Source organism: Mesorhizobium sp. A623 (genome assembly GCF_054489405.1).
Map to the genome: position 1 here is coordinate 36,664 of NZ_JBTMXB010000006.1, position 24,471 is coordinate 61,134.

The 24,471-nt window shown below is 62.1% G+C and carries 24 protein-coding genes; 11 read left to right on the top strand and 13 right to left on the bottom strand.

Going from position 1 to position 24,471, the window contains the following annotated elements; translation table 11 throughout:
• Position 1 precedes the first annotated feature (1 nt).
• Genes ACX3P1_RS08145 through ACX3P1_RS08155 form a run of 3 tightly spaced genes read right to left on the bottom strand, consistent with a single transcriptional unit; the run spans position 2 to position 3,666 of the window.
• Complete coding sequence (locus ACX3P1_RS08145; protein ID WP_459079069.1) at positions 2 to 1,417, bottom strand: dihydrolipoamide acetyltransferase family protein; 1,416 nt, start codon at positions 1,415 to 1,417, stop codon at positions 2 to 4.
• Positions 1,418 to 2,431, bottom strand: coding sequence for an alpha-ketoacid dehydrogenase subunit beta (locus ACX3P1_RS08150; protein WP_459079070.1), 1,014 nt, complete (start codon positions 2,429 to 2,431; stop codon positions 1,418 to 1,420). It abuts the gene before it with no gap.
• A gap of 2 nt (positions 2,432 to 2,433) precedes the next feature.
• The gene (locus tag ACX3P1_RS08155; RefSeq protein ID WP_459079071.1) at positions 2,434 to 3,666 is read right to left on the bottom strand and encodes a thiamine pyrophosphate-dependent enzyme; all 1,233 of its coding nucleotides are present in this window, start codon (positions 3,664 to 3,666) and stop codon (positions 2,434 to 2,436) included.
• A gap of 268 nt (positions 3,667 to 3,934) precedes the next feature.
• Between ACX3P1_RS08155 and holA the strand changes: the two genes are divergently transcribed.
• Positions 3,935 to 4,981 (top strand): DNA polymerase III subunit delta, encoded by a 1,047-nt coding sequence (holA, locus tag ACX3P1_RS08160; RefSeq protein WP_459079072.1) that lies wholly within the window; start codon positions 3,935 to 3,937, stop codon positions 4,979 to 4,981.
• 131 nt (positions 4,982 to 5,112) lie between these two features.
• On the opposite strand, the gene ACX3P1_RS08165 is transcribed toward holA, so the two are convergent.
• The 5 genes from ACX3P1_RS08165 to mnmE all read right to left on the bottom strand — a co-directional run bounded on the left by ACX3P1_RS08165 (position 5,113) and on the right by mnmE (position 10,839).
• A complete protein-coding gene (locus ACX3P1_RS08165) occupies positions 5,113 to 5,994 on the bottom strand; it encodes a ParB/RepB/Spo0J family partition protein (RefSeq protein WP_459079073.1) in 882 nt (293 codons plus the stop codon).
• Positions 5,995 to 6,028: 34 nt separating this feature from the next.
• A complete protein-coding gene (locus ACX3P1_RS08170) occupies positions 6,029 to 6,823 on the bottom strand; it encodes a ParA family protein (RefSeq protein WP_459079074.1) in 795 nt (264 codons plus the stop codon).
• A gap of 43 nt (positions 6,824 to 6,866) precedes the next feature.
• Positions 6,867 to 7,496, bottom strand: a complete 630-nt coding sequence (rsmG, locus tag ACX3P1_RS08175; protein ID WP_459079075.1) for a 16S rRNA (guanine(527)-N(7))-methyltransferase RsmG — start codon at positions 7,494 to 7,496, stop codon at positions 6,867 to 6,869.
• Positions 7,493 to 9,367 carry a tRNA uridine-5-carboxymethylaminomethyl(34) synthesis enzyme MnmG gene (gene mnmG, locus ACX3P1_RS08180; RefSeq protein ID WP_459079076.1) on the bottom strand — a complete coding sequence of 625 codons (1,875 nt, stop codon included), beginning with the start codon at positions 9,365 to 9,367 and terminating at the stop codon, positions 7,493 to 7,495. The genes rsmG and mnmG overlap by 4 nt, the downstream gene beginning before the upstream one ends.
• A 152-nt stretch (positions 9,368 to 9,519) precedes the next feature.
• Positions 9,520 to 10,839 (bottom strand): tRNA uridine-5-carboxymethylaminomethyl(34) synthesis GTPase MnmE, encoded by a 1,320-nt coding sequence (gene mnmE / locus ACX3P1_RS08185; RefSeq protein ID WP_459079077.1) that lies wholly within the window; start codon positions 10,837 to 10,839, stop codon positions 9,520 to 9,522.
• A gap of 69 nt (positions 10,840 to 10,908) precedes the next feature.
• Here mnmE and ACX3P1_RS08190 point away from each other — a divergent pair, with 69 nt between their 5' ends.
• Positions 10,909 to 12,921, top strand: coding sequence for a thioredoxin domain-containing protein (locus ACX3P1_RS08190; protein ID WP_459079078.1), 2,013 nt, complete (start codon positions 10,909 to 10,911; stop codon positions 12,919 to 12,921).
• Between the two features lie 233 nt (positions 12,922 to 13,154).
• Here ACX3P1_RS08190 and rho read toward each other — a convergent pair whose 3' ends face one another.
• The 3 genes from rho to hemE all read right to left on the bottom strand — a co-directional run bounded on the left by rho (position 13,155) and on the right by hemE (position 16,145).
• On the bottom strand, positions 13,155 to 14,420 hold the full coding sequence (gene rho / locus ACX3P1_RS08195; protein WP_459079079.1) for a transcription termination factor Rho: 1,266 nt from the start codon (positions 14,418 to 14,420) through the stop codon (positions 13,155 to 13,157).
• 160 nt (positions 14,421 to 14,580) lie between these two features.
• Complete coding sequence (gene hemJ, locus ACX3P1_RS08200; protein ID WP_459079080.1) at positions 14,581 to 15,117, bottom strand: protoporphyrinogen oxidase HemJ; 537 nt, start codon at positions 15,115 to 15,117, stop codon at positions 14,581 to 14,583.
• Positions 15,114 to 16,145: a uroporphyrinogen decarboxylase gene (gene hemE, locus ACX3P1_RS08205; protein WP_459079081.1), complete on the bottom strand. Its 1,032-nt coding sequence runs from the start codon at positions 16,143 to 16,145 to the stop codon at positions 15,114 to 15,116. Before hemE ends, hemJ begins: the two co-directional genes overlap by 4 nt.
• Before the next feature lie 400 nt (positions 16,146 to 16,545).
• Here hemE and ACX3P1_RS08210 point away from each other — a divergent pair, with 400 nt between their 5' ends.
• The 5 genes from ACX3P1_RS08210 to dnaQ all read left to right on the top strand — a co-directional run bounded on the left by ACX3P1_RS08210 (position 16,546) and on the right by dnaQ (position 20,205).
• On the top strand, positions 16,546 to 17,364 hold the full coding sequence (locus tag ACX3P1_RS08210; RefSeq protein ID WP_459079082.1) for a pyruvate, water dikinase regulatory protein: 819 nt from the start codon (positions 16,546 to 16,548) through the stop codon (positions 17,362 to 17,364).
• Between the two features lie 34 nt (positions 17,365 to 17,398).
• Positions 17,399 to 17,998 (top strand): Maf-like protein, encoded by a 600-nt coding sequence (locus ACX3P1_RS08215; protein WP_459079083.1) that lies wholly within the window; start codon positions 17,399 to 17,401, stop codon positions 17,996 to 17,998.
• Complete coding sequence (locus tag ACX3P1_RS08220) at positions 17,991 to 18,836, top strand: shikimate dehydrogenase (protein WP_459079084.1); 846 nt, start codon at positions 17,991 to 17,993, stop codon at positions 18,834 to 18,836. Before ACX3P1_RS08215 ends, ACX3P1_RS08220 begins: the two co-directional genes overlap by 8 nt.
• Entirely contained in the window at positions 18,833 to 19,438 is a 606-nt protein-coding gene (gene coaE, locus ACX3P1_RS08225) for a dephospho-CoA kinase (protein WP_459079085.1), read from the top strand. The genes ACX3P1_RS08220 and coaE overlap by 4 nt, the downstream gene beginning before the upstream one ends.
• 65 nt (positions 19,439 to 19,503) lie before the next feature.
• Positions 19,504 to 20,205, top strand: a complete 702-nt coding sequence (dnaQ, locus tag ACX3P1_RS08230; RefSeq protein WP_459079086.1) for a DNA polymerase III subunit epsilon — start codon at positions 19,504 to 19,506, stop codon at positions 20,203 to 20,205.
• Between the two features lie 57 nt (positions 20,206 to 20,262).
• Here the strand turns inward: dnaQ and secB are convergent, their stop codons facing one another.
• Both secB and ACX3P1_RS08240 read right to left on the bottom strand, forming a co-directional pair.
• Positions 20,263 to 20,760, bottom strand: a complete 498-nt coding sequence (secB, locus tag ACX3P1_RS08235) for a protein-export chaperone SecB (RefSeq protein WP_459079087.1) — start codon at positions 20,758 to 20,760, stop codon at positions 20,263 to 20,265.
• A 117-nt stretch (positions 20,761 to 20,877) separates the two neighbouring features.
• Positions 20,878 to 21,411 (bottom strand): FxsA family protein, encoded by a 534-nt coding sequence (locus ACX3P1_RS08240; RefSeq protein WP_459079088.1) that lies wholly within the window; start codon positions 21,409 to 21,411, stop codon positions 20,878 to 20,880.
• A 158-nt stretch (positions 21,412 to 21,569) separates the two neighbouring features.
• On the opposite strand from ACX3P1_RS08240, the gene ACX3P1_RS08245 reads away from it, so the two are divergent.
• The 4 genes from ACX3P1_RS08245 to ACX3P1_RS08260 are packed head-to-tail and all read left to right on the top strand — an operon-like array spanning position 21,570 to position 24,304.
• Positions 21,570 to 22,277 carry a Tim44/TimA family putative adaptor protein gene (locus tag ACX3P1_RS08245; RefSeq protein WP_459079089.1) on the top strand — a complete coding sequence of 236 codons (708 nt, stop codon included), beginning with the start codon at positions 21,570 to 21,572 and terminating at the stop codon, positions 22,275 to 22,277.
• 25 nt (positions 22,278 to 22,302) lie between these two features.
• Positions 22,303 to 23,409, top strand: coding sequence for a murein transglycosylase A (mltA, locus tag ACX3P1_RS08250; protein WP_459079090.1), 1,107 nt, complete (start codon positions 22,303 to 22,305; stop codon positions 23,407 to 23,409).
• A complete protein-coding gene (locus ACX3P1_RS08255) occupies positions 23,406 to 23,939 on the top strand; it encodes a Smr/MutS family protein (RefSeq protein ID WP_459079091.1) in 534 nt (177 codons plus the stop codon). The genes mltA and ACX3P1_RS08255 overlap by 4 nt, the downstream gene beginning before the upstream one ends.
• Complete coding sequence (locus ACX3P1_RS08260) at positions 23,936 to 24,304, top strand: helix-turn-helix domain-containing protein (RefSeq protein WP_459079092.1); 369 nt, start codon at positions 23,936 to 23,938, stop codon at positions 24,302 to 24,304. The genes ACX3P1_RS08255 and ACX3P1_RS08260 overlap by 4 nt, the downstream gene beginning before the upstream one ends.
• Positions 24,305 to 24,471: the final 167 nt, after the last annotated feature.

The window sequence follows — 24,471 nt, forward strand, 5'->3', positions numbered from 1 at the left end:
CTCACCCCTCCACGAAAATCAGCGCCGGCGTTTCCATCAGCGTCTTGATGCGCTGGATGAAGACGGCGGCGTCCCAGCCATCGATGATCCGGTGATCGAAACTGGACGACAGGTTCATCATCTTGCGCGGGATGAACTGCGTGCCGTCCCACACCGGGCGAACCATCATCTTGTTGACGCCGATGATCGCCACTTCCGGGTGGTTGATGACCGGCGTCGTCACCACGCCGCCCATCGCGCCAAGCGAAGTAATGGTGATAGTCGAGCCGGAAAGTTCCTCGCGCGTCGCCGTGCCCGATTTCGCGGCCTCGGCAAGCCGGGAAACTTCGGCCCCGCAATCGAAAATGTCGCGCGCTTCGGCATGGCGCACCACCGGCACCATCAGGCCGGACGGCGTTTGCGCGGCAATGCCGATATGCACGCCGCCATATTGGCGCACGATGCCGGCCTCGTCGTCGAACAGCGCATTGACCTGCGGCTGCTCGGCAGTCGCCCTGACCATCGCCCGCATCAGGAAGGGCAGCAGCGTCAGCTTCACCCGGTCCGCGCGCTTCTCCTTGTTGAGCACTGCGCGCAATTCCTCGAGCGCCGTGACATCGACCTCCTCGACATAAGTGATGTGCGGAATGCGCGACGCCGACAGCGCCATTTTTTCCGCGATTTTTCTTCGCAGGCCGACGATCTTTATCTCTTCGACGGCATCGTTGCGCATGAGCCCCGAGGGTTTGGAGGCTTGAGGTCCGCGCGCCAGAAAAGCCTCGATGTCCTCGTGGCTTATGCGGCCGGCCGGGCCGCCGCCCGGAACTTGACGAAGATCGATGCCGGCTTCCTTGGCACGCAGCCGCACGGCGGGCGACGCAAGCGGTTTTTCGCCTTCGGGGCGAGGTGCGCCTGAGGCGAGAGAGCTTCCCACGGATTTCGCGGCGGGATCGCCATTACCCCCACCCCTAACCCCTCCCCACAAGGAGGAGGGGGATTCTGTTGCGGCCGGTCGCTTTGTTGTCGAAGCAATGTCAAATGGAGTCGCAGCCGGATTGTCTGAGGGGGTGACGTATTCCCCTCCCCCTTGTGGGGGTCCGAAGGATGGGCGAGACCCGTGGCTCGCCCCAGCAGGGATGGGGGTGTCCTGCGCGACCGGAATTGCACTTGCCGCACCCGCCGCGACATTCCCCTCGCCTGCCACCTTCAGCCGAACGATGGGCGAGCCGACCGCGACCGTGTCGCCGATCTCGGCGCCAAGCCAGAGAATCTCGCCTTCGACCGGGGAAGGAATCTCGACGGTCGCCTTATCGGTCATCACGGCGGCCAGCAACGCATCCTCGCGCACCAGGTCGCCTATCTTGACATGCCATTCGACCAGTTCGGCCTCGGCGACGCCTTCACCCACGTCCGGCAGCTTGATGACATGTTCGCCCATCTAAGCCTCCATCGTCTCGACAAGCGCTCGGCCAACGCGGGCCGGCCCCGGAAAATAGTCCCACTCCTGCGCATGCGGATAGGGCGTATCCCAGCCGGCAACCCGCACGACAGGCGCTTCCAGATGGTAGAAACAATGCTCCTGCACCAGCGCGCACAGTTCCGCGCCAAAGCCGGAGGTCAATGTCGCTTCATGCACGACCACGCAGCGCCCGGTCTTTTTCACCGACGTCACGATTGCATCGAGATCGAGCGGCAGCAGCGTGCGCAGGTCGATGATCTCGGCGTCGATGCCGGTTTCCTCGGCCGCCGCCTGCGCCACGTAGACCATGGTTCCATAGGCCAGCACGGTAACGGCGGAGCCGGCCCGGCGGATCGCGGCCTTGCCGAGCGGTACGGTGTAATGCCCGTCCGGCACCTCGCCCAACTCATGCTTGGACCAAGCCGTTACCGGGCGCTCATGATGTCCGTCAAAGGGCCCATTATAGAGCCGTTTAGGTTCCAGGAAGATGACCGGATCCGGGTCTTCGATCGCCGCGATCAGCATGCCCTTGGCGTCATGCGGATTGGACGGCACCACCGTTTTCAGACCGGAGACGTGCGTAAACAAAGCTTCCGGGCTCTGGCTGTGGGTCTGGCCGCCGAAAATGCCGCCGCCGGTCGGCATCCGCACCACGATCGGGCAGGTGAAATCGCCGTTCGAGCGATAGCGCAGCCGAGCCGCTTCCTGGCTAAGCTGGTCGTAGGCAGGAAACATGTAGTCGGCAAACTGGATTTCCACGCAAGGGCGCAGCCCGTAGGCCGCCATGCCGATGGCAGCGCCGACGATACCGGATTCGTTGATCGGCGCATCGAAACAGCGGCTCTTGCCGTATTTCGCCTGCAGCCCCTGCGTACAGCGGAAGACGCCGCCGAAGAAACCGACATCTTCGCCGAACACGACGACTTTCTCGTCTCGCTCCATCGTCACGTCCATGGCGTCGCGGATCGCCTCGATCATGGTCTTGCGCGGCATGGTCAGACCCCCGCCTGCTGGCGCTGGCGTCGCAGATGCGGCGGCATCTCGGCATAAAGCCCCTCGAACATGTCGCGTGTCGACGGCTTGCCGCCAGAGTGCAGCGTGCCATGGTTCTCGGCTTCCTTTTGCGCGGCGATCACCGTATCGAGAATTTCCGCCTCGGCTTGGGCATGACGCTCATCGGACCAGACACCGCGCAGAAGCAGATGGTTTTTCAGGCGCATGATCGGATCGCCAAGCGGCCAGGCGTCGGATTCAGTCTTCGGCCGATAGGCGGACGGGTCGTCGGAACTGGAATGCGCGCCGGCGCGGTAGGTGACATATTCGATCAGCGTCGGGCCGAAATTGCGGCGCGCCCGCTCAGCGGCCCATTTGGCGACTGCGTGAACCGCGAGATAGTCATTGCCGTCGACGCGCAAGGCGGGAATGCCGAAGCCGAGCCCCCGCGCCGCAAACGTGCCGGCCCCGCCACGCGCGATGCCCTGGAAGGTGGAGATCGCCCACTGGTTATTGACGACGTTCAAGATCACCGGCGCCTTGTAGGTGGACGCGAACACGAGTGCCGAATGGAAGTCAGACTCCGCGGTGGAGCCGTCGCCGATCCAACCTGCCGCAATCTTCGTGTCGCCGCTGATTGCCGAGGCCATCGCCCAACCGACCGCCTGTATATATTGGGTCGCCAGATTGCCGGAAATCGAAAAGAAACCGTGCTCCTTCGACGAATACATGATCGGAAGCTGGCGGCCCTTCAACGGATCCTTCTCGTTGGAGTAGATCTGGTTCATCATCGTGACCATCGGATAGCCGTCGGCGAGGAGCAGGCCGGCCTGCCGGTAGGTCGGGAAATTCATGTCGCCGGGCGAGAGCGCCTTGCGAAACGCCGTGCTGACCGCCTCCTCGCCCAGATGCTGCATGTAAAACGAGGTCTTGCCCTGGCGCTGCGCCATCTGCATGCGCGTATCGAAGGTCCGCAACGTCATCATGTTGCGCAGGCCTTCGAGCAATTCATCGTCGGTGAGCAGCCCAGCCCACGGCCCGACCGCTTCGCCGGAACGATTGAGCACGCGGATGATGGAAAAGGCGAGGTCGCGGATATCGCGCGGATCGACATCGATCTCCGGACGCGGCACCGATCCGGCTTTGGGGATCGGCACGTTGGAAAAATCCGGCGTACCGCCCGGCCTGACCTCCGGCTCGGGAACATGGAAATGCAGAATTCCAGCGTCGGCCATGGCTGTCACTCCGTTATCACCAGACAGATTGTTGCATATTTGGGCTGCAAGGCCAGCACAAAGCGGAGTCAGTGCCTGTTATGCGTACTGCCTCCCGTCGCGGGCCATTGTGGCAGTAACGGCACGCAATTTCCGGTTTTTCGTAGCAGTCCGCCCGCAACAAACGGCATGCCGGACGCTCCGTTGCGGATCGATTGCTGCGCAAGCGCGCGCTCGCCGGCATGGCAAACCCGTTCACGCTTTCTGCAGAGCGTGATAGGGAGAAAAAATGGCACAGAAGAAAGCGTACGAAGTCGATTCCTGGCTGGCGCGCCCGGACCCGCGCATCTCCATCGTGTTGCTCTACGGTCCAGATCGCGGGCTGGTGGCGGAGCGTGCCCGCATCTTTGCCGGCAAGACCGGCCTGCCGCTCGACGATCCGTTTTCCGTCGTGCGGCTCGACGCCGGCGAAATCGACCGCGACGAAGGCCGCTTGCTGGACGAGGCGCGCACCGTGTCGATGTTTTCGGATCGCCGACTGCTCTGGTTGCGCAATGCGGGTGCCCACAAGCGCCTCGCCGACGATATCAAGCTGCTGGTGGCCGAGCCGCCGCGTGACGCCGTCATTCTGATCGAGGCGGGCGAGCTGAAGAAGGGCGTCGGGTTGCGGGCCGTGGTCGAAGGAGCGGCAAGTGCCATGGCGCTACCGTGCTACGCCGACGAGGACAGGGACATCGATGCGGTTATCGACGACGAGCTGGGCAAGGCCGGCATGACGATAACCATGGAGGCGCGCCAGGCGCTGCGCCGCAATCTCGGCGGCGACCGCCTCGCCTCGCGCGGAGAGATTGAAAAGCTTCTGCTCTATGCCCACGGGGCGCGTGAAATTACGCTGGGCGATGTCAGGGCGATGACCGGGGACATTTCCGGCCAGTCCTTTGACGATGCCGTCGACGCGCTGCTCGAGGGCAGGATAAGCGATTTCGACTCGGCCTTCACCCAGCATTGCCAAAGCGGCAACGGGCAGGCCTTTCTGGTGCTTTCGGCGGCCATGCGCCAGATGCAGGCCATCCAGATTATGCGCGGCGCTGTCGATACAGGCCGGCAGAATGCCGCCGGCGCCGTCGCGGCCCAGAAGCCACCGATTTTCTTTGCCCGGCGCAAGCTGATGGAAAAAGCGGTGGAGCGGTGGAGTGCGGATGCGCTGGCCCGCGCGCTGGCGCGACTTCAGAACGCCGTGCTCCAGACCCGCCAGCGCCAGAACCTGGCCACGGCGCTGGCTCGGCAGGCGCTGCTCGGCATTGCGGTTGAAAGTGCCCGGCTACAACGCCGCTGACGCAGCTTTGATCGGACGGACCGAAGCCCGTCTTCTGCTTGCGGCAAAATAACTAGTCGGCTAAATATATGAAAAATTGGCAGGCAAAACGTGCTCCCAACCGCACCCATCCCGAAATGCGACGGCAGCCCCTATCGTTCCTGCTTCAGCCGGCGGCAGAGATCGTCCAGTTGTTCGAGCGTACGGTAGGTGACGCGGACCTCGCCACCGCCATCCTTGTGCGCTATCGCGACTTTCATGCCGATGGCGTCCGATAAAAGCTTCTCCAGCGCCAGCGTATCGGCATCCTTATGCGTCGGTTCACTTGGCCGCTTCTGCGATGGCGCACCTGCTGGTTGCTGCGCCAATGCCTCGGCCTGCCGCACAGATAGCCCGCCCTCGACGATCCGCCTGGCGAGGCCTGCCGGGTCTTCGGCCGTAACCAGCGTGCGCGCATGCCCGGCCGACAGAGCACCATCGACCACCATGTCACGGATGACATCCGGCAGCTTCAGGAGCCGTAGCGTGTTGGCGACATGGCTGCGGCTCTTGCCGATAACCTGCCCGAGGTCGGCCTGCGTGTAACCGTGGTCGTCGATGAGGTTCTGGTAGCCCAGCGCCTCCTCCACCGCGTTGAGATCCGTGCGCTGGACGTTCTCGATAATCGCCAGTTCCAGCGCCGTGCGATCGTTGACGTCGCGGATAATTACCGGAATGTCGGTCAGGCCGGCCCGCTGCGCCGCCCGCCAGCGGCGCTCGCCGGCAATGATCTCATAGCGGCCCGCCTGCGTCGGCGAGGGCCGGGCTATCACGGGCTGCATAACGCCATGCTCTCGGATGGATTGCGCCAGATCGGTCAGATCGGCATCGCCGAACTGGCGGCGTGGGTTTTTGGGGTTTGGCGACAGGAACTCGATCGGCACGCGCCCGTCTGCCGGCGCCGACTGCCTGTCCGGCTCCGCCGGGCGGTCGATTTCTCCGATCAATGCCGCCAAGCCGCGGCCGAGTCGCTTTCTGGAAGGGTCTTCGTTCATGTCCCGCTCGAATCGTTTCGTAGCCGAATGGATTTCATGCCGCGCGCAGCCTGCGCTCGCGCCGGATCACTTCGGAAGCGAGTTGCAGATAGGCCTGGCTGCCGGTGCATTTGAGGTCATAGAGGATTGCCGGCTTGCCATAGGAAGGAGCCTCGGAAACCCGCACATTGCGCGGGATCACCGTTTCATAGACCTTGTCACCCATATGGGTGCGCACATCCTGCACTACCTGATTGGCAAGATTGTTGCGGCCGTCATACATGGTCAGCACGATGCCCTGGATCGTCAAATCGGGGTTGATGGTGCGCCGAACCTGCTCGACCGTTTCCAGCAACTGGCTCAGCCCCTCCAGCGCGAAGAATTCGCACTGCAGCGGCACCAGCACGGAATCGGCGGCGGCCATCGAATTGAGCGTCAGCAGATTGAGAGACGGCGGGCAGTCGATCAGCACATAAGTGAAATTAGCGGCGCGCTCGAAGGATGCGCGAATGGCGTTGCGCAGGCGCAAGACGCGATCCGGCGCCGTCGACAATTCCATCTCGACCCCGAGCAAATCGAGCGTCGAGGGCACGATCGACAGGCCGGGTACCGCCGTCGGCATCGCCGCTTCCTCGATGCCCAGCGCACCCGTCAGCACATCATAAGACGATACGGAGCGATCGCGGCGTTCGATGCCGAGACCGGTGCTGGCGTTTCCCTGCGGATCGAGGTCGATAATCAACACCTGCTCGCCGATGGCGGCCAGCGCGGTTGCCAGATTGATGGCAGTCGTGGTCTTGCCGACGCCGCCCTTCTGGTTCGCAACTGTGATGATACGGGGTGCGATCATGTTTTTGCCGAAGAATTTGCGTCCATTGCGAGGCTACTGCCCATCATAGCGACCGCAGGTTCCGAATTTCGAGAATGGCGCCTTGCGGGTCGATCATGCTTGCATGTTCTATCAGATCGAAAGACCAGCGTTGAGTGCTTTCTTCCACCTCGCTCCGGTAATCCCGGCCTTTGTGAAAGAGCGCAATTGCCCCACCGGTCAGCCATGGCGCAGCCAGGCCGAGCAGTAACGGCAGCGGCGCGAGCGCTCGAGCGGTGACGATTTGCGGTTCGATAACAAGAGGATAGCTGTCCTCGATACGCCGTGCGTGGACACGCGCCGGCAGATTAAACTGGCCCGTCACCGTCTGCAGGAAGGACGCTTTCTTGCGATTGCTCTCAATCAAGTGAACAACAGCCCCTTGCCGCTCGGCGAGCAGAAAGCCAAGGATCAAGCCCGGAAACCCGCCGCCGGAGCCCAAATCGACCCAGCGATTCGCCGTCGGCGCCAGCCGAAGAAGCTGGGCACTGTCGAGGATATGGCGCTCCCACACGTCCGCCGCCGTAGATCCGGCCACCAGATTGATGCTCCTGTTCCATTTCTGGAACATTTGCTCGAACGTTTGGAGCCGTTCAAATGTTTCACGTGAAACCGGCCCTGCGATGTCGGAAACGGATCGATGAAGCGCGCTCATGCCGCACCCCGGCGCGCCGAGGCTTCCGCGTTGGCCACATGCGCAACGACAAGGGCGAGCGCGGCCGGAGTCATGCCCTCCATACGCTGCGCATCCGCCACAGACCGCGGCAGGCGTTCCATCAGCTTTTGCTTCAGCTCGTTCGATAGGCCGGATATGCCGCCGAAATCGAAATCGGCAGGAATCAAACGGCCTTCCTCGAACCGGATCTGTTCGACACCAGCCTTCTGCCGGTCCAGGTAAACCGCATATTTCGCCTCAGTCTCCAAATGTTCCGCCGTCTTGCTGTCAATCTGCGCGAAGGCCGGATCAAGGCGAGCAAGCCAGGCGACATCGACTCCGGGATAATTCAACAGATCATAGGCGGATCGGCGCACCCCATCCCTGTTGACTTCGAGCCCATGCTTGCCGGCTTCGGTTGGGGTTACGCTGACGGAAACCGCCAATTTACGAGCCATATCCAACCGTTCCCGGCCTTGCTTGAAGCGTCGGCTTCGCTCGTTTGAAACAATGCCCAGGTCTTCAGCCATAGATGTGAGACGCTCGTCTGCATTGTCGGCGCGCAACGAAAGCCTGAACTCGGCGCGCGACGTGAACATCCGGTAAGGCTCGGCGATGCCGCGGCTGGTCAGATCGTCGATCATCACCCCGATATACGCCTCCGTCCGGCTGAGCATGATAGGCGCGCCATCGGCTGCTAGCCGCGCCGCATTAAGGCCAGCGACCAGCCCTTGGGCCGCGGCCTCTTCATAGCCCGTCGTCCCGTTGATCTGGCCCGCGAGAAACAGTCCGCCCACACGCTTTGCCTCCAACGTCGGTTCCAGTTCGCGCGGGTCGATATGATCGTATTCGATGGCATAACCCGGTTGCAGCATGGCGGCCCGTTCAAGACCGGGGATGGTCTTGAGCAGGTCGAGCTGAACGTCTTCGGGCAGCGACGTGGAAATTCCGTTCGGATAGACGGTGTGATCGTCCAGCCCCTCCGGTTCCAGGAATATCTGATGCCCATCCCGGTCGCCGAACTTGACGATCTTGTCTTCGATCGAAGGACAATACCGTGGCCCGATACCCTGGATCGAGCCGGAATACATGGCCGACCGCCCGAGATTTGCGCGGACAAGGTCATGAGTCGCCGGTGTAGTACGGGTAATTCCGCAATCGATCTGCGGGTTCCGGATCGCATCCGTCATGAGTGAGAAGGGAACTGGATCTTCGTCTGCCGCCTGGCTTGCCAGAGATGCCCAATCGATCGTTCGCCCGTCGAGGCGAGGCGGCGTCCCTGTCTTGAGCCTGCCCAGCGTAAACCCTATCCGCGCCATGGTCGCCGACAGCCCGAGTGAGGCCTGCTCGTTCATGCGCCCAGCCACGATCTTGCGCTCGCCGATATGAATCAGCCCCCGCAAGAACGTCCCGGTGGTCAAGACAACAGCGCCGCACGTAAGACGGCGACCATCACTGAGAATGACCGCCCCAATTCTGCCGTCCACGATCTCGAAATCGAGGACTTCGCCCTCGACAACCTCAAGCCGGGATTGCTCGCGTATCGCTGCCTGCATGGCCAGGCGATACAGTTTTCGGTCCGCCTGCGCCCGTGGGCCGCGAACGGCCGGCCCCTTGCGCCGATTCAGCATACGAAACTGTATGCCGGCCGCGTCGGCAACCCGCGCCATCAACCCGTCCATCGCGTCGACCTCACGCACGAGATGTCCCTTACCGAGGCCACCGATAGCCGGGTTACAGGACATGACGCCGATCGTGTCAAAGCGCAACGTAACCAACGCCGTATGCGCGCCGGCTCGAGCAGCCGCGCTGGCGGCCTCGCATCCAGCGTGGCCGCCACCGACAACAATGACATCGTAGTTTTCGCGCATGGCGGGCTCCGGGGTTTATCGCGGTGTAATCGGGAACGGCACCGTGTCAAGACGATGGCGGGAAAAGTTTCACGTGAAACACCCACCACGGCATTTCACCCCTGGTTGTTTCACGTGAGTCACGCCAGGTCCTGCTCAATGTCTCACGTGAATCATTTGCCGATGCAAAACTGCGAAAATATGACGTCAAGCAGGTCTTCAACGTCGACCGTACCCACGATCCGGCCCAGTGTATGGCCTGCAAGCCGTAGCGATTCACAACGAAGTTCCGGCGCGAGGTCGGTCGAATGAACCGCTTCCTGCATATAGCACACCGTCTCCCTAAGCAGTTCGACATGGCGCGCGCGTGACGGCAGGACGTCACCGGCGCTTCCTACCGCTTCTGCTGCGCGCGCACCGATCTTCGCAAGAAGCTCACCGAGACCTTGCCCATCTCTTGTCGAGACAGCCAGATCAAACTGCTCTGCTGCCGGTCGTGCTACGAGATCAGATTTGGTACCGATCCTCAACGTCGCAATACCTCCGAAATCCAGGTCAACCGGTACCGGTGCGTTAATGTCCAGCAGGACCAGGACCAGATCGGCCGAATGTGCCCGCTCACGTGCCCGCTCGATGCCGATGGCCTCGACAGAACCGGCACCGGCGCGGATACCTGCCGTGTCCGTCACCCGAACACGCAGCCCGCCTATATCCAGCGCTACCTCGATCAGATCGCGCGTCGTGCCCGCTTCCTCCGTAACGATGGCCGCGTCCCGGCGCGCCAATGCGTTGAGAAGACTGGACTTGCCGGCGTTCGGTGCGCCAACGATTACTACATCATAGCCGTCACGCATGATTTCCGCCGCATGGAAGCCTTCGATATGCGTCTCCATCTCGCTCTGCAGCGCGTCGACGTCCCTCCACACCGAATCCGCAACCGAGCCCGGCACATCTTCCTCATCGGCAAAGTCGATATCGGCTTCCACCATGGCGCGGGCATGAATCAGGCGCTTTCGCCATGCGCCATAGAGTTCGCTTTGGGCGCCGGAAGCATTGAACATGGCGAAACGCCGCTGTGCTTCCGTTTCAGCGTTGAGCAGGTCGGCCAACGCTTCAGTCTCGGTCAGGTCCAGCTTGCCATTAAGAAATGCGCGCCGCGTGAACTCGCCGGGTTCGGCATGGCGAACCCCCGGAAAGGAAACGAGGCAATCAAGCAGCGCCGCGACGACAGCACGACTTCCATGAACGTGAAATTCCGCACTATCTTCGCCAGTGAAGCTTCCCGGTCCGGGGAAAAAGAGCACAAGGCCACGGTCAAGCACCCCACCGTCACCGTTCCTCAAGGTCCGATAGCTCGCCTGGCGTGGAGGAGGAATCGGGCCGGAAATCGTTTCGGCTACGAATCGGCTTTGTGAGCCGGATATACGGACCACCGCGACACCCGCCGGCAGCCGTCCGCTGGAAAGCGCTACAATCGTATCCGTGAATATCATTGCCGGCCTCACCGAACCCTTCTACGCTTGGTAACAAAAGCCCTATCGCAGATTGAACACGCCGTGCCCATGCCCCCGCAAAACCTGCTCGCCGCCGAAACCAGCCCCTACCTTCGGCAGCATAGCCACAATCCGGTCCATTGGCGCGGGTGGTCGCCGGCCGCACTCGCAGAAGCTCAGGCGCTGGATCGCCCAATCCTGCTTTCCATCGGCTATGCCGCCTGCCATTGGTGCCATGTGATGGCCCATGAAAGCTTCGAGAACGAGGCGGTCGCGGCTCTCATGAACCGGCATTTCATCAATATCAAGGTCGATCGCGAGGAGCGGCCCGACATCGACCAGATCTATATGGCGGCTCTGAGTGCGATGGGAGAGCAGGGCGGTTGGCCGCTGACCATGTTTTTGACGCCGCAAGGCAAGCCTTTCTGGGGCGGGACCTATTTTCCGCCGGAGCCGCGCTACGGGCGGCCGGGTTTCGTGCAGATATTGGAGGCCGTAGCCAAGGCATGGGAGGAAAAGAAGGTTGATCTCGCAGAAAGCGCCGACGGGCTCATCCGGCATGTCGAGGCGCGGCTGGCCGGCACGCACCCAAAAGGCACGCTCGATCCGAGCGCCCTGGCGTCCCTTGCCGAAGGCGTTTACGGCATGATCGACATGCAGGCCGGCGGGTTTCGCGGCGCACCGAAATTCCCCAACGCCCCGTTCATGCAGACATTGTGGCTTTCCTGGCTCAAGCACGGGAACCCCGCGCATCGCGATGGCGTGCTCGTCAGCCTCGAAAAAATGCTTGGCGGCGGCATCTACGACCACATCGGCGGTGGCCTCAGCCGCTATTCCACCGATGCAGCCTGGCTTGTCCCGCATTTCGAGAAGATGCTCTACGACAATGCCCAGCTTCTCCGGCTTTGCAGCTGGGCCTACGCCCAGACCGGCAATGATTTGTTCCGTATCCGAATCGAAGAGACCGTCGATTGGCTGTTTCGAGAAATGCGCGCCGAAGGCGGGGCTTTTGCTTCCAGCCTGGACGCGGACAGCGACGGCGAGGAGGGGCTCTTCTATACCTGGACGCGGAGCGGAATCGACGCCGCGCTGGGAGACGATTCCAGCGCGCTGTTCAAATATCTGACGCTTTCCGCGCCGGCCGGATGGGAAGGCGAACCTATCCTCCACCAGACCGACCCGCAACGCAGCGAGAGCACACACGCCCAGGCCGAACTGGCGCCCCTCAAGGCAAGGCTGCTGGCCGTCCGCGAGGGCCGGGTAAGGCCGGCGCGAGACGACAAGGTGCTGACGGACTGGAACGGGTTGATGATAGCGGCCCTTGCCGAGACCGGTCGCGCCCTTGGCTGGACCGACTGGATCGCAGCCGCCGAGACAGCCTTCGCCTCCATCGCGGGTGCGAGCGAGGCCGGCAGACTGCCGCACTCCATGCTTAGCGGCCAGAAGCTGTTTCCCGCCCTTTCGAGCGACTACGCCGCCATGATCCGTGCTGCCGTGGCACTCTTCGAGGCAACGACCAACCGGCAGTACATTGCCCATGCTCAGCAATTCCTGAGCCAACTCGACCGCTGGCATGCCGACGCCGAACAGACAGGCTACTATCTGACCGCATCCGACAGCGCCGATGTTCCGATGCGTATAAGAGGCGATGTGGACGAAGCCATTGCGTCGGCAACAAGCCAGATCATCGAGGCGCTATCGCTTCTATCGTCTCTGACGGGCGATGAGCAACTGGAGAGGCACGCCGGTCTGGTGGCTGAACACGCAGCCGGACGGGCCGCGAAGCAGACTTACGGGCAGGCCGGCATCGTTAATGCATGTGCGCTGGTGATCGAACCGTTGAAGCTCGTGGTGGTGGAAAACCCCACAGAGCCCCAGCTCGTTACGGTTGCGAATCGGAATCCCGACCCCCGCCGGGTCGATGTGTTCATCCCAATCGGAACGGCTCCGAATCTACCCGTACTGCCGGGCGGCGCTTTGCCACCCACGGACCGCGCCGGTGCGTATTTGTGCTCCGGTCAGATGTGCCTGCCTGCAATAGCGGACCCGCTCGAACTGGAAGCCAAATTGCGCCGCAACTGACGACCACAGCATCGAACCGAAAAACGTCACCGGTTTTTGGCAAAATCCGATGCCCACATAATAGAGCACCAGCCCGGATAAATCCGGGTGCAGTTCATTGACAAAGACATCTGTTCACACGCCGTCATCAGCGGCACAAGACCGAGAATGACGGCGTGGATTCGCCAACGGTTTGTCAGCAGGCTGAGCCCGGATTACTCCGGGCGTCCCCCGCTCCAGTCGGGCGTTCCCGATCAGGTATTCATCGAATCGAAGAAATCGGCGTTGGATTTCGTCTGCTTCAGCTTGTCGATCAGGAACTCGATGGCGTCGGTAGTGCCCATCGGGGCGAGGATACGGCGCAGCACGAAGATCTTCTGCAGATCGGATTTCTGGACCAGCAGGTCCTCCTTGCGGGTACCCGACTTGAGGATGTCCATGGCCGGATAAATGCGCTTGTCCGCGACCTTGCGGTCGAGCACGATTTCCGAGTTGCCGGTACCCTTGAACTCTTCGAAGATAACTTCGTCCATGCGGCTGCCGGTGTCGATCAACGCGGTGGCGATGATGGTCAGTGAGCCGCCTTCCTCGATGTTGCGCGCAGCGCCGAAGAAGCGCTTGGGGCGCTGCAGGGCGTTGGCGTCGACGCCGCCGGTCAGCACCTTGCCGGATGACGGCACGACGGTGTTGTAGGCGCGCCCAAGACGCGTGATCGAATCGAGCAGGATGACGACGTCGCGGCCATGCTCGACCAGGCGCTTGGCCTTTTCGATGACCATCTCTGCGACCTGAACGTGGCGCACCGCCGGTTCGTCGAAGGTCGAGGAAACGACCTCGCCCTTCACCGAACGCTGCATGTCGGTGACTTCTTCCGGCCGCTCGTCGATCAGAAGCACGATCAGATAGCATTCCGGGTGGTTGGTGGTGATCGAATGCGCGATGTTCTGCAACAGAACCGTCTTGCCGGTACGCGGCTGCGCCACGATCAGCGCGCGCTGGCCCTTGCCGAGCGGCGCGACCAGGTCGATGACGCGCGGTGAAATATCCTTGGAGGTCGGAACCTCCAATTCCATTTTCAGCCGCTGCGTCGGATATAGCGGCGTCAGATTGTCGAAGTGAATCTTGTGCCGGATCTTCTCCGGGTCGTCGAAATTGATCGTATTGACCTTGAGCAGCGCGAAATAGCGTTCGCCTTCCTTCGGGCTGCGGATCGGCCCTTCGACTGTATCGCCGGTTTTCAGCGAAAAGCGCCTTATCTGCGACGGCGAGATATAGATATCGTCCGGACCTGGAAGATAGTTGGCATTGGCCGAGCGCAGGAAGCCGAAACCGTCCTGCAGCACCTCGACGACGCCGTCGCCGATGATCTCGACATCCTGGGCGGCCAGCTTTTTCAGGATCGCGAACATCAGTTCCTGCTTGCGCATGACGCTGGCGTTCTCGACCTCGAGCGATTCGGCGTAAGCGATCAGCTCCGGCGGCTTCTTGTTCTTGAACTCGGTGAGTTTCATTTCCTGCATAGACGGACTCTGAATGAGCGAGGGGAAATTTATCGGCGGAATGCGATGAGTGCCGGCGCGGCCGCAAACAGACAAGGGCGGCGCATGGCGGGAAGGAAGACCCGCCTTTTATCGCCGGATCGGCGAAAGAGCAAGCGGGCTTTTACGCATCGTAAGAACCTCAGAAAGGCTTCACGATCACCAGGATCACGATGAGGACCATCAGCAATGTAGGGACTTCGTTGACGATGCGCCAGTGCCCGGCCGATTTCGTGTTCCGATCCTGCGCGAATTTCCGCACCGCCCCGGACAGATAGCCATGCACCGCCGACATCGCCACCACCAGCGCGATCTTCGTATGCAGCCAACCGCCCTGGAAGCCGAAGCCCGTCCAGGCCAGCCAGAGGCCGAACGCCCAGGTGGCCAGCATCGCCGGATTGATGATGCCGCGCAACAGGCGCCGCTCCATGACCTTGAACGTCTCGGACTGCACGGAGCCCGTTTCGGCATCGACGTGATAGACGAAAAGCCGGGGCAGATAGAGCATGCCGGCCATCCACGCGATGACGGCGACGACATGAATGGCTTTCGCCCAAGGGTAGAACGACAGCGGCAGCAGCCAGAAAAGCAGGCCGATCAGCACGGCAAACACGATGCCTGAGACGATAACCCGCTTCATCGCGTGCGCACCGTTGGTTTCGGAAGGGTTAACCGTCATCGCGCAGCGCCCCGTACCATTTTCACCATCTGCTCGACATGAGCGACGGGCGTTTGCGGCGTAATGCCGTGCCCCAGATTGAAGATCAACGGTCCACCGCCCAGCGCCTTCAAGATGGCGCTGACGCCGTCGGTCAGCGCCGCACCTCCAGCCGTCAGGCGCAGCGGGTCGAGATTGCCTTGTACCGCGCCCTGCTTCTGAAGCTCCCGTGCTGCCGACAGGGGCATCGTCCAGTCGATGCCAAGCCCCGTCACCCCGGTCTTCTGGCGATAGGTCGCATAATGCGCACCGGCCCCCTTGGGAAAGCCGATGATCGGCACGTCCGGATAGACGGCGCGCACCTGCCTCACGATTTCTGTAACGGGCGCAACGCAAAAGGCTTCGAAGGAGGGCTCGTCCAGTATGCCGGACCACGAATCGAAGATTTGCACGGCATCCACACCCGCCTCTATCTGGCGAATGAGATAGGCGGCCGAATAGTCGGCAAGAATGGAAATCAGGCGGGCAAACGCCGCCGGTTCGCGGTAGGCGAACAACCGCGTCGGCGCCTGGTCGGGCGTTCCATGCCCGGCGACCATATAGGTCGCGACGGTCCATGGCGCACCGCAAAAACCGATCAGCGTGGTCTTGTCCGGTAGTTTTCGGCGCAAGCGCCGCACCGTTTCATAAACCGGTTCGAGATTCACGTGAAACGCTTCGCCGTCCAGCACCGCGATTTCAGCGGCCGTGATCGGCGTCATCATCGGCCCGCGTCCCTCCTCGAAACGCAGGTCACGGCCCAGCGCATGCGGCACGACCAGAATATCGGAAAACAGGATCGATGCGTCGAAGTCGAAGCGCTCGATCGGCTGCAGGGTCACCTCGACGGCGAAATCGGGATTGTAGCAGAGGTCGAGAAAGGAACCCGCCCGTTTGCGCGCTTCCCTGTATTCCGGCAGATAGCGCCCGGCCTGGCGCATCATCCAGAGCGGCGGCGGAAACACCGTCTCGCCCTTCAGCACGTCCAGAACGATCCGGTTCGCAGGCATCAAGCCTCCTATTCCCTAATCTATCTATAATTAAAGATTCTATCGAAAAGAGTCTTCTGATTCTAAGAGTCTGTTGGTTGTGGTGGTTGGCTCTTGTCCAGAAAAGGCGGCAAAAAGGCCAGACAGCATATTGTCGCGTATTGTTTTTCGGGGGCTTGAGAACAACGGGGAAAACATGGAATTATCCTTTTTAATCAGGGTTGTAAAAGATCAGTCCGGCCAGACCGATGGGGATAAGGCAGAGCCAGTCCTGTCGATCCCCACAACTGTCCCCAGCCGCCGAAAAATCTCTCGCCGCATCGAATTGTGGACAACTGGGCATCTGATACAGTCCGGTCTTTCCTAACCGTCCCGGGTACCGACCTTGTCCACATCAACCCACAACCCATCCAGAGACCCTGTGAACAAACCGCATAGCTTCTTTCACCTGCACCTGATTTCCGACGCCACCGGCGAAACGCTGCTGGCGGCAGGCCGTGCCGCCTCGGCGCAATACAAGGACGCGCGCGCCATCGAGCACATCTATCCGCTCATCCGCACGGAAAAGCAGGTGATGAAGGTGTTCGACGATATCGAGGAAGAACCCGGCATCATTCTCTATACGCTGGTCGACCAGAATCTGGCGCGCGTCATCGACGAACGCTGTGCGGCCATGGGTCTTCCATGCGTCTCGGTGCTGGAGCCGGTGCTGAGCGTGTTCCAGTCCTATCTCGGTGCACCGGCGGGTCGCCGCGTCGGCGCGCAGCATGTGCTCGACGCGGAATATTTCCAGCGCATCGATGCGCTCAACTTCACCCTGGAACATGATGACGGCCAATTGCCGCTCAACATGGAAGACGCGGACATCGTGCTGATCGGCATCTCGCGCACGTCGAAAACGCCAACCAGCATCTATCTCGCCAACCGTGGCATCAAGACCGCCAATATCCCGATTGTCTTGGGCGTGCCGGTGCCTGAAAGCCTGATCGAGGCGAAAACGCCGCTGGTCGTCGGGCTGATCGCGACGGCGGAGCGCATCTCTCATGTCCGCCAGAGCCGCACGCTTGGCACGACCGCGGGCTATGAGCCGAACGAATATGTCGACCGGGCGACAATCACCGAGGAACTCGCTTACGCCCGCAAAATTTGCACCCGTCATGGCTGGCCGATGATCGATGTCAGCCGCCGCTCCATCGAGGAAACCGCGGCCGCGATCATGGGCTTGCGCGGCAAGCGATAGCCGCATCGAGCCGAGACGATAACCGGGAAAGAACATGACCGAAAAAATCATCCTCGCTTCTTCAAGCCCGTTCCGCAAGGCGTTGCTGGTCAATGCCGGCATTGCGGTGGAGGCGATTGCCGCCGGCGTCGACGAGCGCGCGCTCGAAGCGCCGTTGCAGGATAGCGGCGTTTCTCCCGAGGATGTCGCGCTGGTATTGGCCGAAGCCAAGGCCGTCGATGTGAGCGAGAAAAAGCCAGGCAGCCTGGTGCTCGGCTGCGACCAGACGCTGTCTCTGGGCGACGAAGTGTTTCACAAGCCGGCCGACATGGAAGGCGCGCGCCGGCATCTTCTGGCGCTGTCGGGAAAGACGCATCAGTTGAACAGCGCGGCCGTTCTGGTGCGCGACGGCGTCGTTTTATGGCGGCATGGCGGCATTGCCAATCTCACCATGCGCAAGCTCGACCCGGCCTTCATCGGCCGCCATCTGGCGCGCGTCGGCGAAAAGGCGCTGGGCAGCGTCGGCGCCTACCAGATCGAGGGCGAAGGCATCCAGCTGTTCGAGACTATCGAGGGCGATTATTTCACCATTGTCGGCCTGCCGCTGCTCGCTGTGCTGGCCGAACTGCGCAAGCTGGGAGCCATTGATGGCTGAGCGCATGAAGAAGGCATTTGTGACTGGCCACCCCATTGGCCATTCCCGTTCGCCTAAAATCCACGGTTTCTGGCTGAAACAGTACAGCATCAACGGCAGCTACGAGGCCATCGACGTGGCTCCGGAAAATTTCGATGCATTTCTGGCCGGGTTGCAAGGGCAGGGTTTCCGCGGCGGCAACGTCACCATCCCGCACAAGGAAGCGGCTTTCGCCTCGGTTGAGCGTCGAGACGAGGCGGCGGAAGAAATCGGCGCGGTCAACACGCTGTGGTTTGAAGACGGTATCTTTTGCGGCGGCAATACCGACGCGCATGGCTTTGCCGCCAACCTCGATGAATATGCTCCCGGCTGGGCGCAGAACGGCCCTGCAGTGGTGCTGGGTGCCGGCGGGGCTGCTCGCGCCGTGATCCATGCGCTGAAAAAGCGCGGCGTGAAAGACATCCGCATCGTCAATCGCACGCTTTCGCGGGCGCAGGAACTGGCGCATCGCTTTGGCGTCGGCGTTTCTGCGCATGAGATGGCAGCGACCGACGAGCTGCTGGCGGATGCCGGTCTGCTCATCAACACGACGGCGCTGGGCATGCATGGCAATGAGGGGCTTGCGGCCGATCCGGCGCGGCTGCCCGGCCACGCCATCGTTACCGACATCGTCTATGTGCCGCTGGAAACGCCCATGCTCGCCGCTGCGCGGCAGCGCGGATTGAAAACGGTCGATGGGCTGGGCATGCTGCTGCATCAGGCCGTGCCCGGTTTCGAGCACTGGTTCGGCGTCCGCCCTGAGGTGACTTCGGAACTGCGCGGGCTGATCGTCGCCGATCTTGGAGGCGAGAAGATATGATCGTGCTGGGCCTCACCGGCTCGATCGGCATGGGCAAGTCGACCGCCGCGAAAATGTTCGCTGAAGCCGGCGTGCCGGTGCACGATTCCGACGAGGCGGTGCATCGTCTCTACGCCGGCCGCGCCGCGCCGCTGGTCGAGGCGGCTTTTCCGGGAACAGTTGTCGACGGTGTGGTTGACCGCTCAAGGCTGGCCGGGCGCGTCCTCGGCGACAAGGCGGCGCTGAAAAGGCTGGAAGCCATCGTCCACCCGCTGGTGCGCGCCGATGCCGATGCCTTTGTCGCGCGCCACCGCGCCGCCAATGTCCCGCTGGTCGTTCTCGACATTCCGCTGCTGTTCGAGACGGGCGGGCGCGACCGTGTCGACAAGGTCGTGGTCGTCAGCGCTGCGGCAGACACCCAGCGCGAGCGCGTGCTGGCACGGCCGGGCATGAGCGAGGAAAAGCTGGCGTCGATCCTGGCGCGGCAGGTGCCCGATGCCGAAAAGCGCCGGCAGGCGGATTTCATCATCGATACGGGCGGAAGTTTCGATACCACCCGCGCGGCGGTGCAAAGGATTGTCGTCGAACTCGCGGGGGATAAGGCCGCGCCGCCCGCCTCGTGATCTTGCCCCGCATGGCGCGAATCGCCATTTTGGGGCAAAACCCTCGCTTGGCGGAGTTTGCTGATTTGCGTGAAATCATTTTCGACACGGAAACCACCGGCCTCGATTCGCGGGAAGACCGCGTCATCGAACTGGGCGGGATCGAACTGGTCAACCGGTTCCCGACCGGCCGCGTCTTCCATAAATTCATCAATCCGCAGGGCCGCGCCATTCACCCGGACGCGCAGGCCGTGCATGGCATCAGCGCCGCCGACCTGGCCAACGAGCCTGGCTTTCACAAAATCGCGGAAGAGTTTCTCAGCTTCATCGACGGGGCCAAGCTGGTCGCGCACAATGCCGGCTTCGATATCGGCTTTCTCAATGTCGAGTTCGGGCGGCTTGGCCACCCGGTGATCGATCCGCTTCGGGTCATCGATACGCTGGCGCTGGCGCGCCGGAAGCATCCGATGGGACCGAATTCGCTCGACGCGCTGTGCCGCCGCTACGGCATCGACAACACGCATCGCACCAAGCATGGCGCGCTGCTCGATTCGGAACTGCTGGCCGAGGTCTATATCGAGCTGATCGGCGGCAAGCAGGCAGCCCTTGGCCTCGACAGCATGGCCCCGGCCGCCGACCGCCGGGAGATAGGCCAAATTACCGTCGCCATTCGCGCGCGGCCAGTGCCGTTGCCACCACGGCTGACGGAGGAAGACCGTGCGGCCCATGCCGGCATGGTCGAGACGCTGGGCGAAAAGGCGCTCTGGCTCAAAGTCGCCAGTCGTTAAAAGAAAACCCGGCGCCAGGCCGGGTTTTTCGCATGAAGGGCAGGGGTCTGGTTGGTCTTAGCTGACCTGGACCTTGGAAGCGGCCTGATCCTCGGCCATTTTCTGCTGGAACATCTGCGCGAAATCGATCGGGTCGAGCATCAGCGGCGGGAAGCCGCCATTGCGCGTTGCTTCGGCGATGATCTGCCGGGCAAACGGGAACAACAGCCGCGGGCATTCGATGAACAGGATCGGCAGCATGTGTTCCTGCGGAAAGCCGCTGACTGAGAAGACGCCGCCATAGACCAGTTCCACGTTGAACAGCACTTCCTTGTCGAAGGAGGCCTTGGCGTTCAGCGTCAGATTGACGTCGAACTGGTTGTCCGACAGCGGGTTGGCGTTGACGTTGACGTTGATGGCGATGCCGGGAGCCTTGTCGCGGCCGCGCAGCGAATTCGGCGCGCCGGGGCTTTCGAACGACAGATCCTTGACATACTGGGCAAGCACGTTGAGCGAAGGCTGCGCGCCGGTTCCGTTGGTTGCAGCGCCGGCCGGCGCGTCGTTGTTCTCGGCCATAAGCCCTATCCTCTTGCCTGGGCCGTCTGGGCCCGAATTAAAATCGGGCGTTGGCTACCATGGGCGGCATGACAAGACAAGGTTTTCCACTGTTCCGGGCTTGCCGTGACCGGCGGCTCACTCGTCCTTGAGCCGGCGCCATGGCGAGTTGGGGTCGGGCTTTGCGCCATCGCGGGAAAAGTCGTCATTGTCGAGATCGATGGTCTTGTTTTCGTCACGGCGGCGAAAACCGCCCCCGAATCCGGGCATGCCGAAATTGCCGGCAACGACGACACGGCTTTTCAGCGCGCGCCAGGCAAAATCGCGCACCGGCGGCAAAAGCAGCAGCAGCGCGAACAGATCGGTGATGAAGCCGGGAACGATGAGCAGCACGGACGCCAGCACCATGATGGCGCCGTGAACAAGCTGGCGGCTGGGGTCGCGCTTGGCCTCAATTTCGGCTTGCACGCGGCGCATGACGCCAAAACCCTGGTGGCGCAGCAGCATAGATCCCGCCACGGTGGAGGCGAGAACCAGCCCGACCGTCGCTAGGGCGCCGATGTGACGGCCGACGACGACAAATCCGGCGATTTCCAGGAAAGGAAGCGCTAAAAACAGCAAAGGAAGGGTCGAGATACGCAATTCTTGCCCGATCGGTTCGTGTTGGGCCATGCGCACGCAATCGCCGCTGGCACTCCCGACCCTAGATAGGTATGCGTGCCTTTGATTTGAATGATTGCAAGGCACGTTCTATATGCTTTGATGATCGAACGCCATGCGCTGGCATGGATGGCCGTTACCGGCCGCAACAGGGATTGATGGCGCAAGACATGGGATTCTTCGACTTCGGCACGATTTTCTTTCTGGTCGCGGCAGTGGTGATCTTCTTCCAGCTGCGCAACGTGCTCGGCCGGCGCACCGGTAGCGAGCGGCCGCCCTTCGATCCCTATACCGCGAGCCGGACGACGGCCAAGGATGCAACCAGCGCGGCGGAGAACGTCATTTCGCTGCCGCGCAAGCGCGCGCCCGGCGAGCCGCCCGTGGATGCCTATGCGTCCATCGACGCATTCGCCAAGCCCGATACCGATCTCAACAAGGGCTTGCGCACCATCAAGGACAACGACCCGACGTTTGAACCCAAGACCTTCGTCGACGGCGCCAAGATGGCCTACGAGATGATCGTCATGGCCTATGCCGATGGCGACCGGAAGACGCTGAAGAACCTTTTGTCGCGCGAAGTCTATGACGGCTTCGTCGCCGCGATCGGCGAACGCGAAGCGAAGTCGGAAAAAATCCAGTCGTCCTTCGTCGGCATCGACAAGGCCGACATCGTCTCGGCCGAGATGAAGGGCGGCGAGGCGCACATCACGCTGCGCATCGTCAGCGAGCTTATTTCCGCCACCCTCGACCAGGCGGGCACGGTTGTCGACGGCGATCCGGAAACCGTCGCCGAGGTCAAGGATGTCTGGACATTCGCCCGCGATAGCCGCTCGCGCGATCCGAACTGGAAGCTGGTCGCGACCGAAGAAGAAGATTGATTTTTCGGGCGGCAGCGAGGCCTTCATGTCGCTCTCTGCGCTTTTTCTCCCCACGCCGTTCTTGGCGTTGCCCGGCTGGGTGCGGGACGATCATTTGCCCGCCTTCGAGGCATTCCGCCGCTCTGCCATCCATGTCCTGACCAAGCCCTACCGCTCGGGCTCGCTTGGCGTGGATTTTGGCGCTTTCGCTGACAGCTATGAAGCGGCACGAAACGTTTCGCTGGCGAATCGAGATGAGGCCAGGGCCTTTTTCGAACGGTTTTTCGCACCGGCCCTGATCGTGCCGGAAGCGGGCGAGGCGGGTCTCGTCACCGGCTTTTACGAGCCAGAAGTCGCCGCATCCCCGGTCCGCACCGACGCTTTCTCCGTCCCGTTGCTGGCACGACCCGTCGATCTGGTCGATGTCGACGATGCCAACCGCCCGGACGGAATGGACCCCTATCTCGCTTTTGCCCGCGAAACGCCCGCTGGGTCGGTAGAATATTTCGGACGCGAATCGATCGAACGCGGCGCGCTGGCCGGCAAGGGGCTGGAAATCGCCTGGCTGGCCGACAAGGTCGACGCCTTCTTCATCCATGTGCAAGGCGCCGCCCGGCTTGTCATGCCCGATGGCCGCATAACCTGCGTCACCTATGCCGCAAAATCCGGCCAGCGTTTCTCGGGTCCGGGCAAAATCCTCGCGGAAATGGGCGAAATTCCGCTCGAAAAAGTGACGATGCAGTCGATTCGCGCCTGGTTCAAGGCCAATCCCGGCCGAATCGACGAGATTCTCTGGCAAAATCATTCCTATATTTTCTTCCGGGAGGCGGCGGTGGACGATCCAGCGCTTGGTCCCATTGCTGCAGCAAAGGTGCCGCTGACGCCGGGCCGTTCGGTTGCCGTCGACCGCCTGCTGCACACCTTCGGCACGCCGTTCTACATCGACGCGTCGACGCTGACAGCGTTCGGCGGCGAAAAGTTCCGCCGCCTGATGATCGCGCAGGATACCGGCTCGGCCATTACCGGCCCGGCGCGCGGCGACCTGTTTGCCGGGTCAGGTGATGCGGCGGGCGAGATCGCCGGCGTGGTCCGCAACCCAGCGGATTTCTACGCGCTGATTCCCCGCAGCCTCGTTTCGGGGCCGAATCGATGAAGCGGCTTCCCGAAAGCGGGCTGAAGGAGGAAGACCGGGTCCTGTGGAGCCTCGTGGCGCGAACGGCAAAGCCATTGAAGGGGACGATTGCAGTCACGGTTCCTGCCGCGATCCTCGACCCGAAGGCGATGCCGGTCGAGCAGCCCAAAGCCATTTCAGTCCCTGCCGCCGCGCCCAAGGCCAAGACAATGCGGGTTTCGCATGTCCTCGACGAGCCGACGCTGGACAAACTGTCCAAGGGCCGCCTGCCGATCGAGGGCCGGGTCGATCTGCACGGCCTGACGCAGGACGAAGCCTACATGCTTTTGTTCTCCTTCCTGCAGCGCGCGCATGCCGGCGGCATCCGCTATGTGCTCGTCATCACCGGCAAGGGTTCTTCTTCCGGCGGCGACGGGGTGCTGCGTCGTTCGGTGCCGGCATGGCTTTCCACGCCGGCTTTCCGCATGCTGGTTTCCAGCCACGACCACGCGGCGCGCCAGCACGGCGGCGCGGGCGCGCTTTACGTGCGGCTGCGGCGGACCAGACCATGACCCCGCTCGGCGAGAAGATGCGCGCCTTGCGGCACGAGCGCGGCGTCAGCCAGAAGGCGATGGCGGCCGCCATCGGCGTCAGCCCGGCCTATCTTTCGGCGCTGGAGCATGGTCGCCGCAGCGCGCCGAGCTGGACGCTGATCCAGAAGATCATCGGCTATTTCAACGTCATCTGGGATGACGCGGAAGAACTGGCGCGGCTGGCCGAGCTGTCGCAACCGCGCGTAATCCTCGACACGTCGGGGTTGACGCCGGCGGCCACCGAGCTTGCCAATCTGCTGGCGGAAGGGATCGGGCGGCTGGATGAAGCCGATTTGCGCGCGCTTGCCGTATCGGTTCGCGAAGCGCTTGCGCGGCAAAAATAACCGGCGCAGCGGCCGTCCTGTTTGCTGCCCTTCGAACCGGAATTTGACTTTAGGCCGGAACAGGCCTACCTATGCCTTGTCGATATTTGCTTGAACGACTTTTGTTATGCGCGCGTACAGCGCGCTCCTGACGAACTTCCCATCAAAAATCGGGACGAAAAACCGCA

Bases quoted from the DNA above. Each gene is read 5' to 3' on its own strand.
- mltA (WP_459079090.1), top strand. From the start codon at position 22,303: ATGTCGCTCTCTGCGCTTTTTCTCCCCACGCCGTTCTTGGCGTTGCCC.
- ACX3P1_RS08260 (WP_459079092.1), top strand. From the start codon at position 23,936: ATGACCCCGCTCGGCGAGAAGATGCGCGCCTTGCGGCACGAGCGCGGC.
- ACX3P1_RS08145 (WP_459079069.1), bottom strand. From the start codon at position 1,417: ATGGGCGAACATGTCATCAAGCTGCCGGACGTGGGTGAAGGCGTCGCC.
- coaE (WP_459079085.1), top strand. From the start codon at position 18,833: ATGATCGTGCTGGGCCTCACCGGCTCGATCGGCATGGGCAAGTCGACC.
- hemE (WP_459079081.1), bottom strand. From the start codon at position 16,145: ATGCCTGCGAACCGGATCGTTCTGGACGTGCTGAAGGGCGAGACGGTG.
- mnmE (WP_459079077.1), bottom strand. From the start codon at position 10,839: ATGATATTCACGGATACGATTGTAGCGCTTTCCAGCGGACGGCTGCCG.
- holA (WP_459079072.1), top strand. From the start codon at position 3,935: ATGGCACAGAAGAAAGCGTACGAAGTCGATTCCTGGCTGGCGCGCCCG.
- secB (WP_459079087.1), bottom strand. From the start codon at position 20,760: ATGGCCGAGAACAACGACGCGCCGGCCGGCGCTGCAACCAACGGAACC.
- ACX3P1_RS08190 (WP_459079078.1), top strand. From the start codon at position 10,909: ATGCCCCCGCAAAACCTGCTCGCCGCCGAAACCAGCCCCTACCTTCGG.
- ACX3P1_RS08215 (WP_459079083.1), top strand. From the start codon at position 17,399: ATGACCGAAAAAATCATCCTCGCTTCTTCAAGCCCGTTCCGCAAGGCG.
- ACX3P1_RS08220 (WP_459079084.1), top strand. From the start codon at position 17,991: ATGGCTGAGCGCATGAAGAAGGCATTTGTGACTGGCCACCCCATTGGC.
- ACX3P1_RS08155 (WP_459079071.1), bottom strand. From the start codon at position 3,666: ATGGCCGACGCTGGAATTCTGCATTTCCATGTTCCCGAGCCGGAGGTC.
- ACX3P1_RS08255 (WP_459079091.1), top strand. From the start codon at position 23,406: ATGAAGCGGCTTCCCGAAAGCGGGCTGAAGGAGGAAGACCGGGTCCTG.
- ACX3P1_RS08150 (WP_459079070.1), bottom strand. From the start codon at position 2,431: ATGCCGCGCAAGACCATGATCGAGGCGATCCGCGACGCCATGGACGTG.
- hemJ (WP_459079080.1), bottom strand. From the start codon at position 15,117: ATGACGGTTAACCCTTCCGAAACCAACGGTGCGCACGCGATGAAGCGG.
- ACX3P1_RS08240 (WP_459079088.1), bottom strand. From the start codon at position 21,411: ATGGCCCAACACGAACCGATCGGGCAAGAATTGCGTATCTCGACCCTT.
- mnmG (WP_459079076.1), bottom strand. From the start codon at position 9,367: ATGCGCGAAAACTACGATGTCATTGTTGTCGGTGGCGGCCACGCTGGA.
- ACX3P1_RS08165 (WP_459079073.1), bottom strand. From the start codon at position 5,994: ATGAACGAAGACCCTTCCAGAAAGCGACTCGGCCGCGGCTTGGCGGCA.
- ACX3P1_RS08170 (WP_459079074.1), bottom strand. From the start codon at position 6,823: ATGATCGCACCCCGTATCATCACAGTTGCGAACCAGAAGGGCGGCGTC.
- rho (WP_459079079.1), bottom strand. From the start codon at position 14,420: ATGCAGGAAATGAAACTCACCGAGTTCAAGAACAAGAAGCCGCCGGAG.
- ACX3P1_RS08245 (WP_459079089.1), top strand. From the start codon at position 21,570: ATGGGATTCTTCGACTTCGGCACGATTTTCTTTCTGGTCGCGGCAGTG.
- rsmG (WP_459079075.1), bottom strand. From the start codon at position 7,496: ATGAGCGCGCTTCATCGATCCGTTTCCGACATCGCAGGGCCGGTTTCA.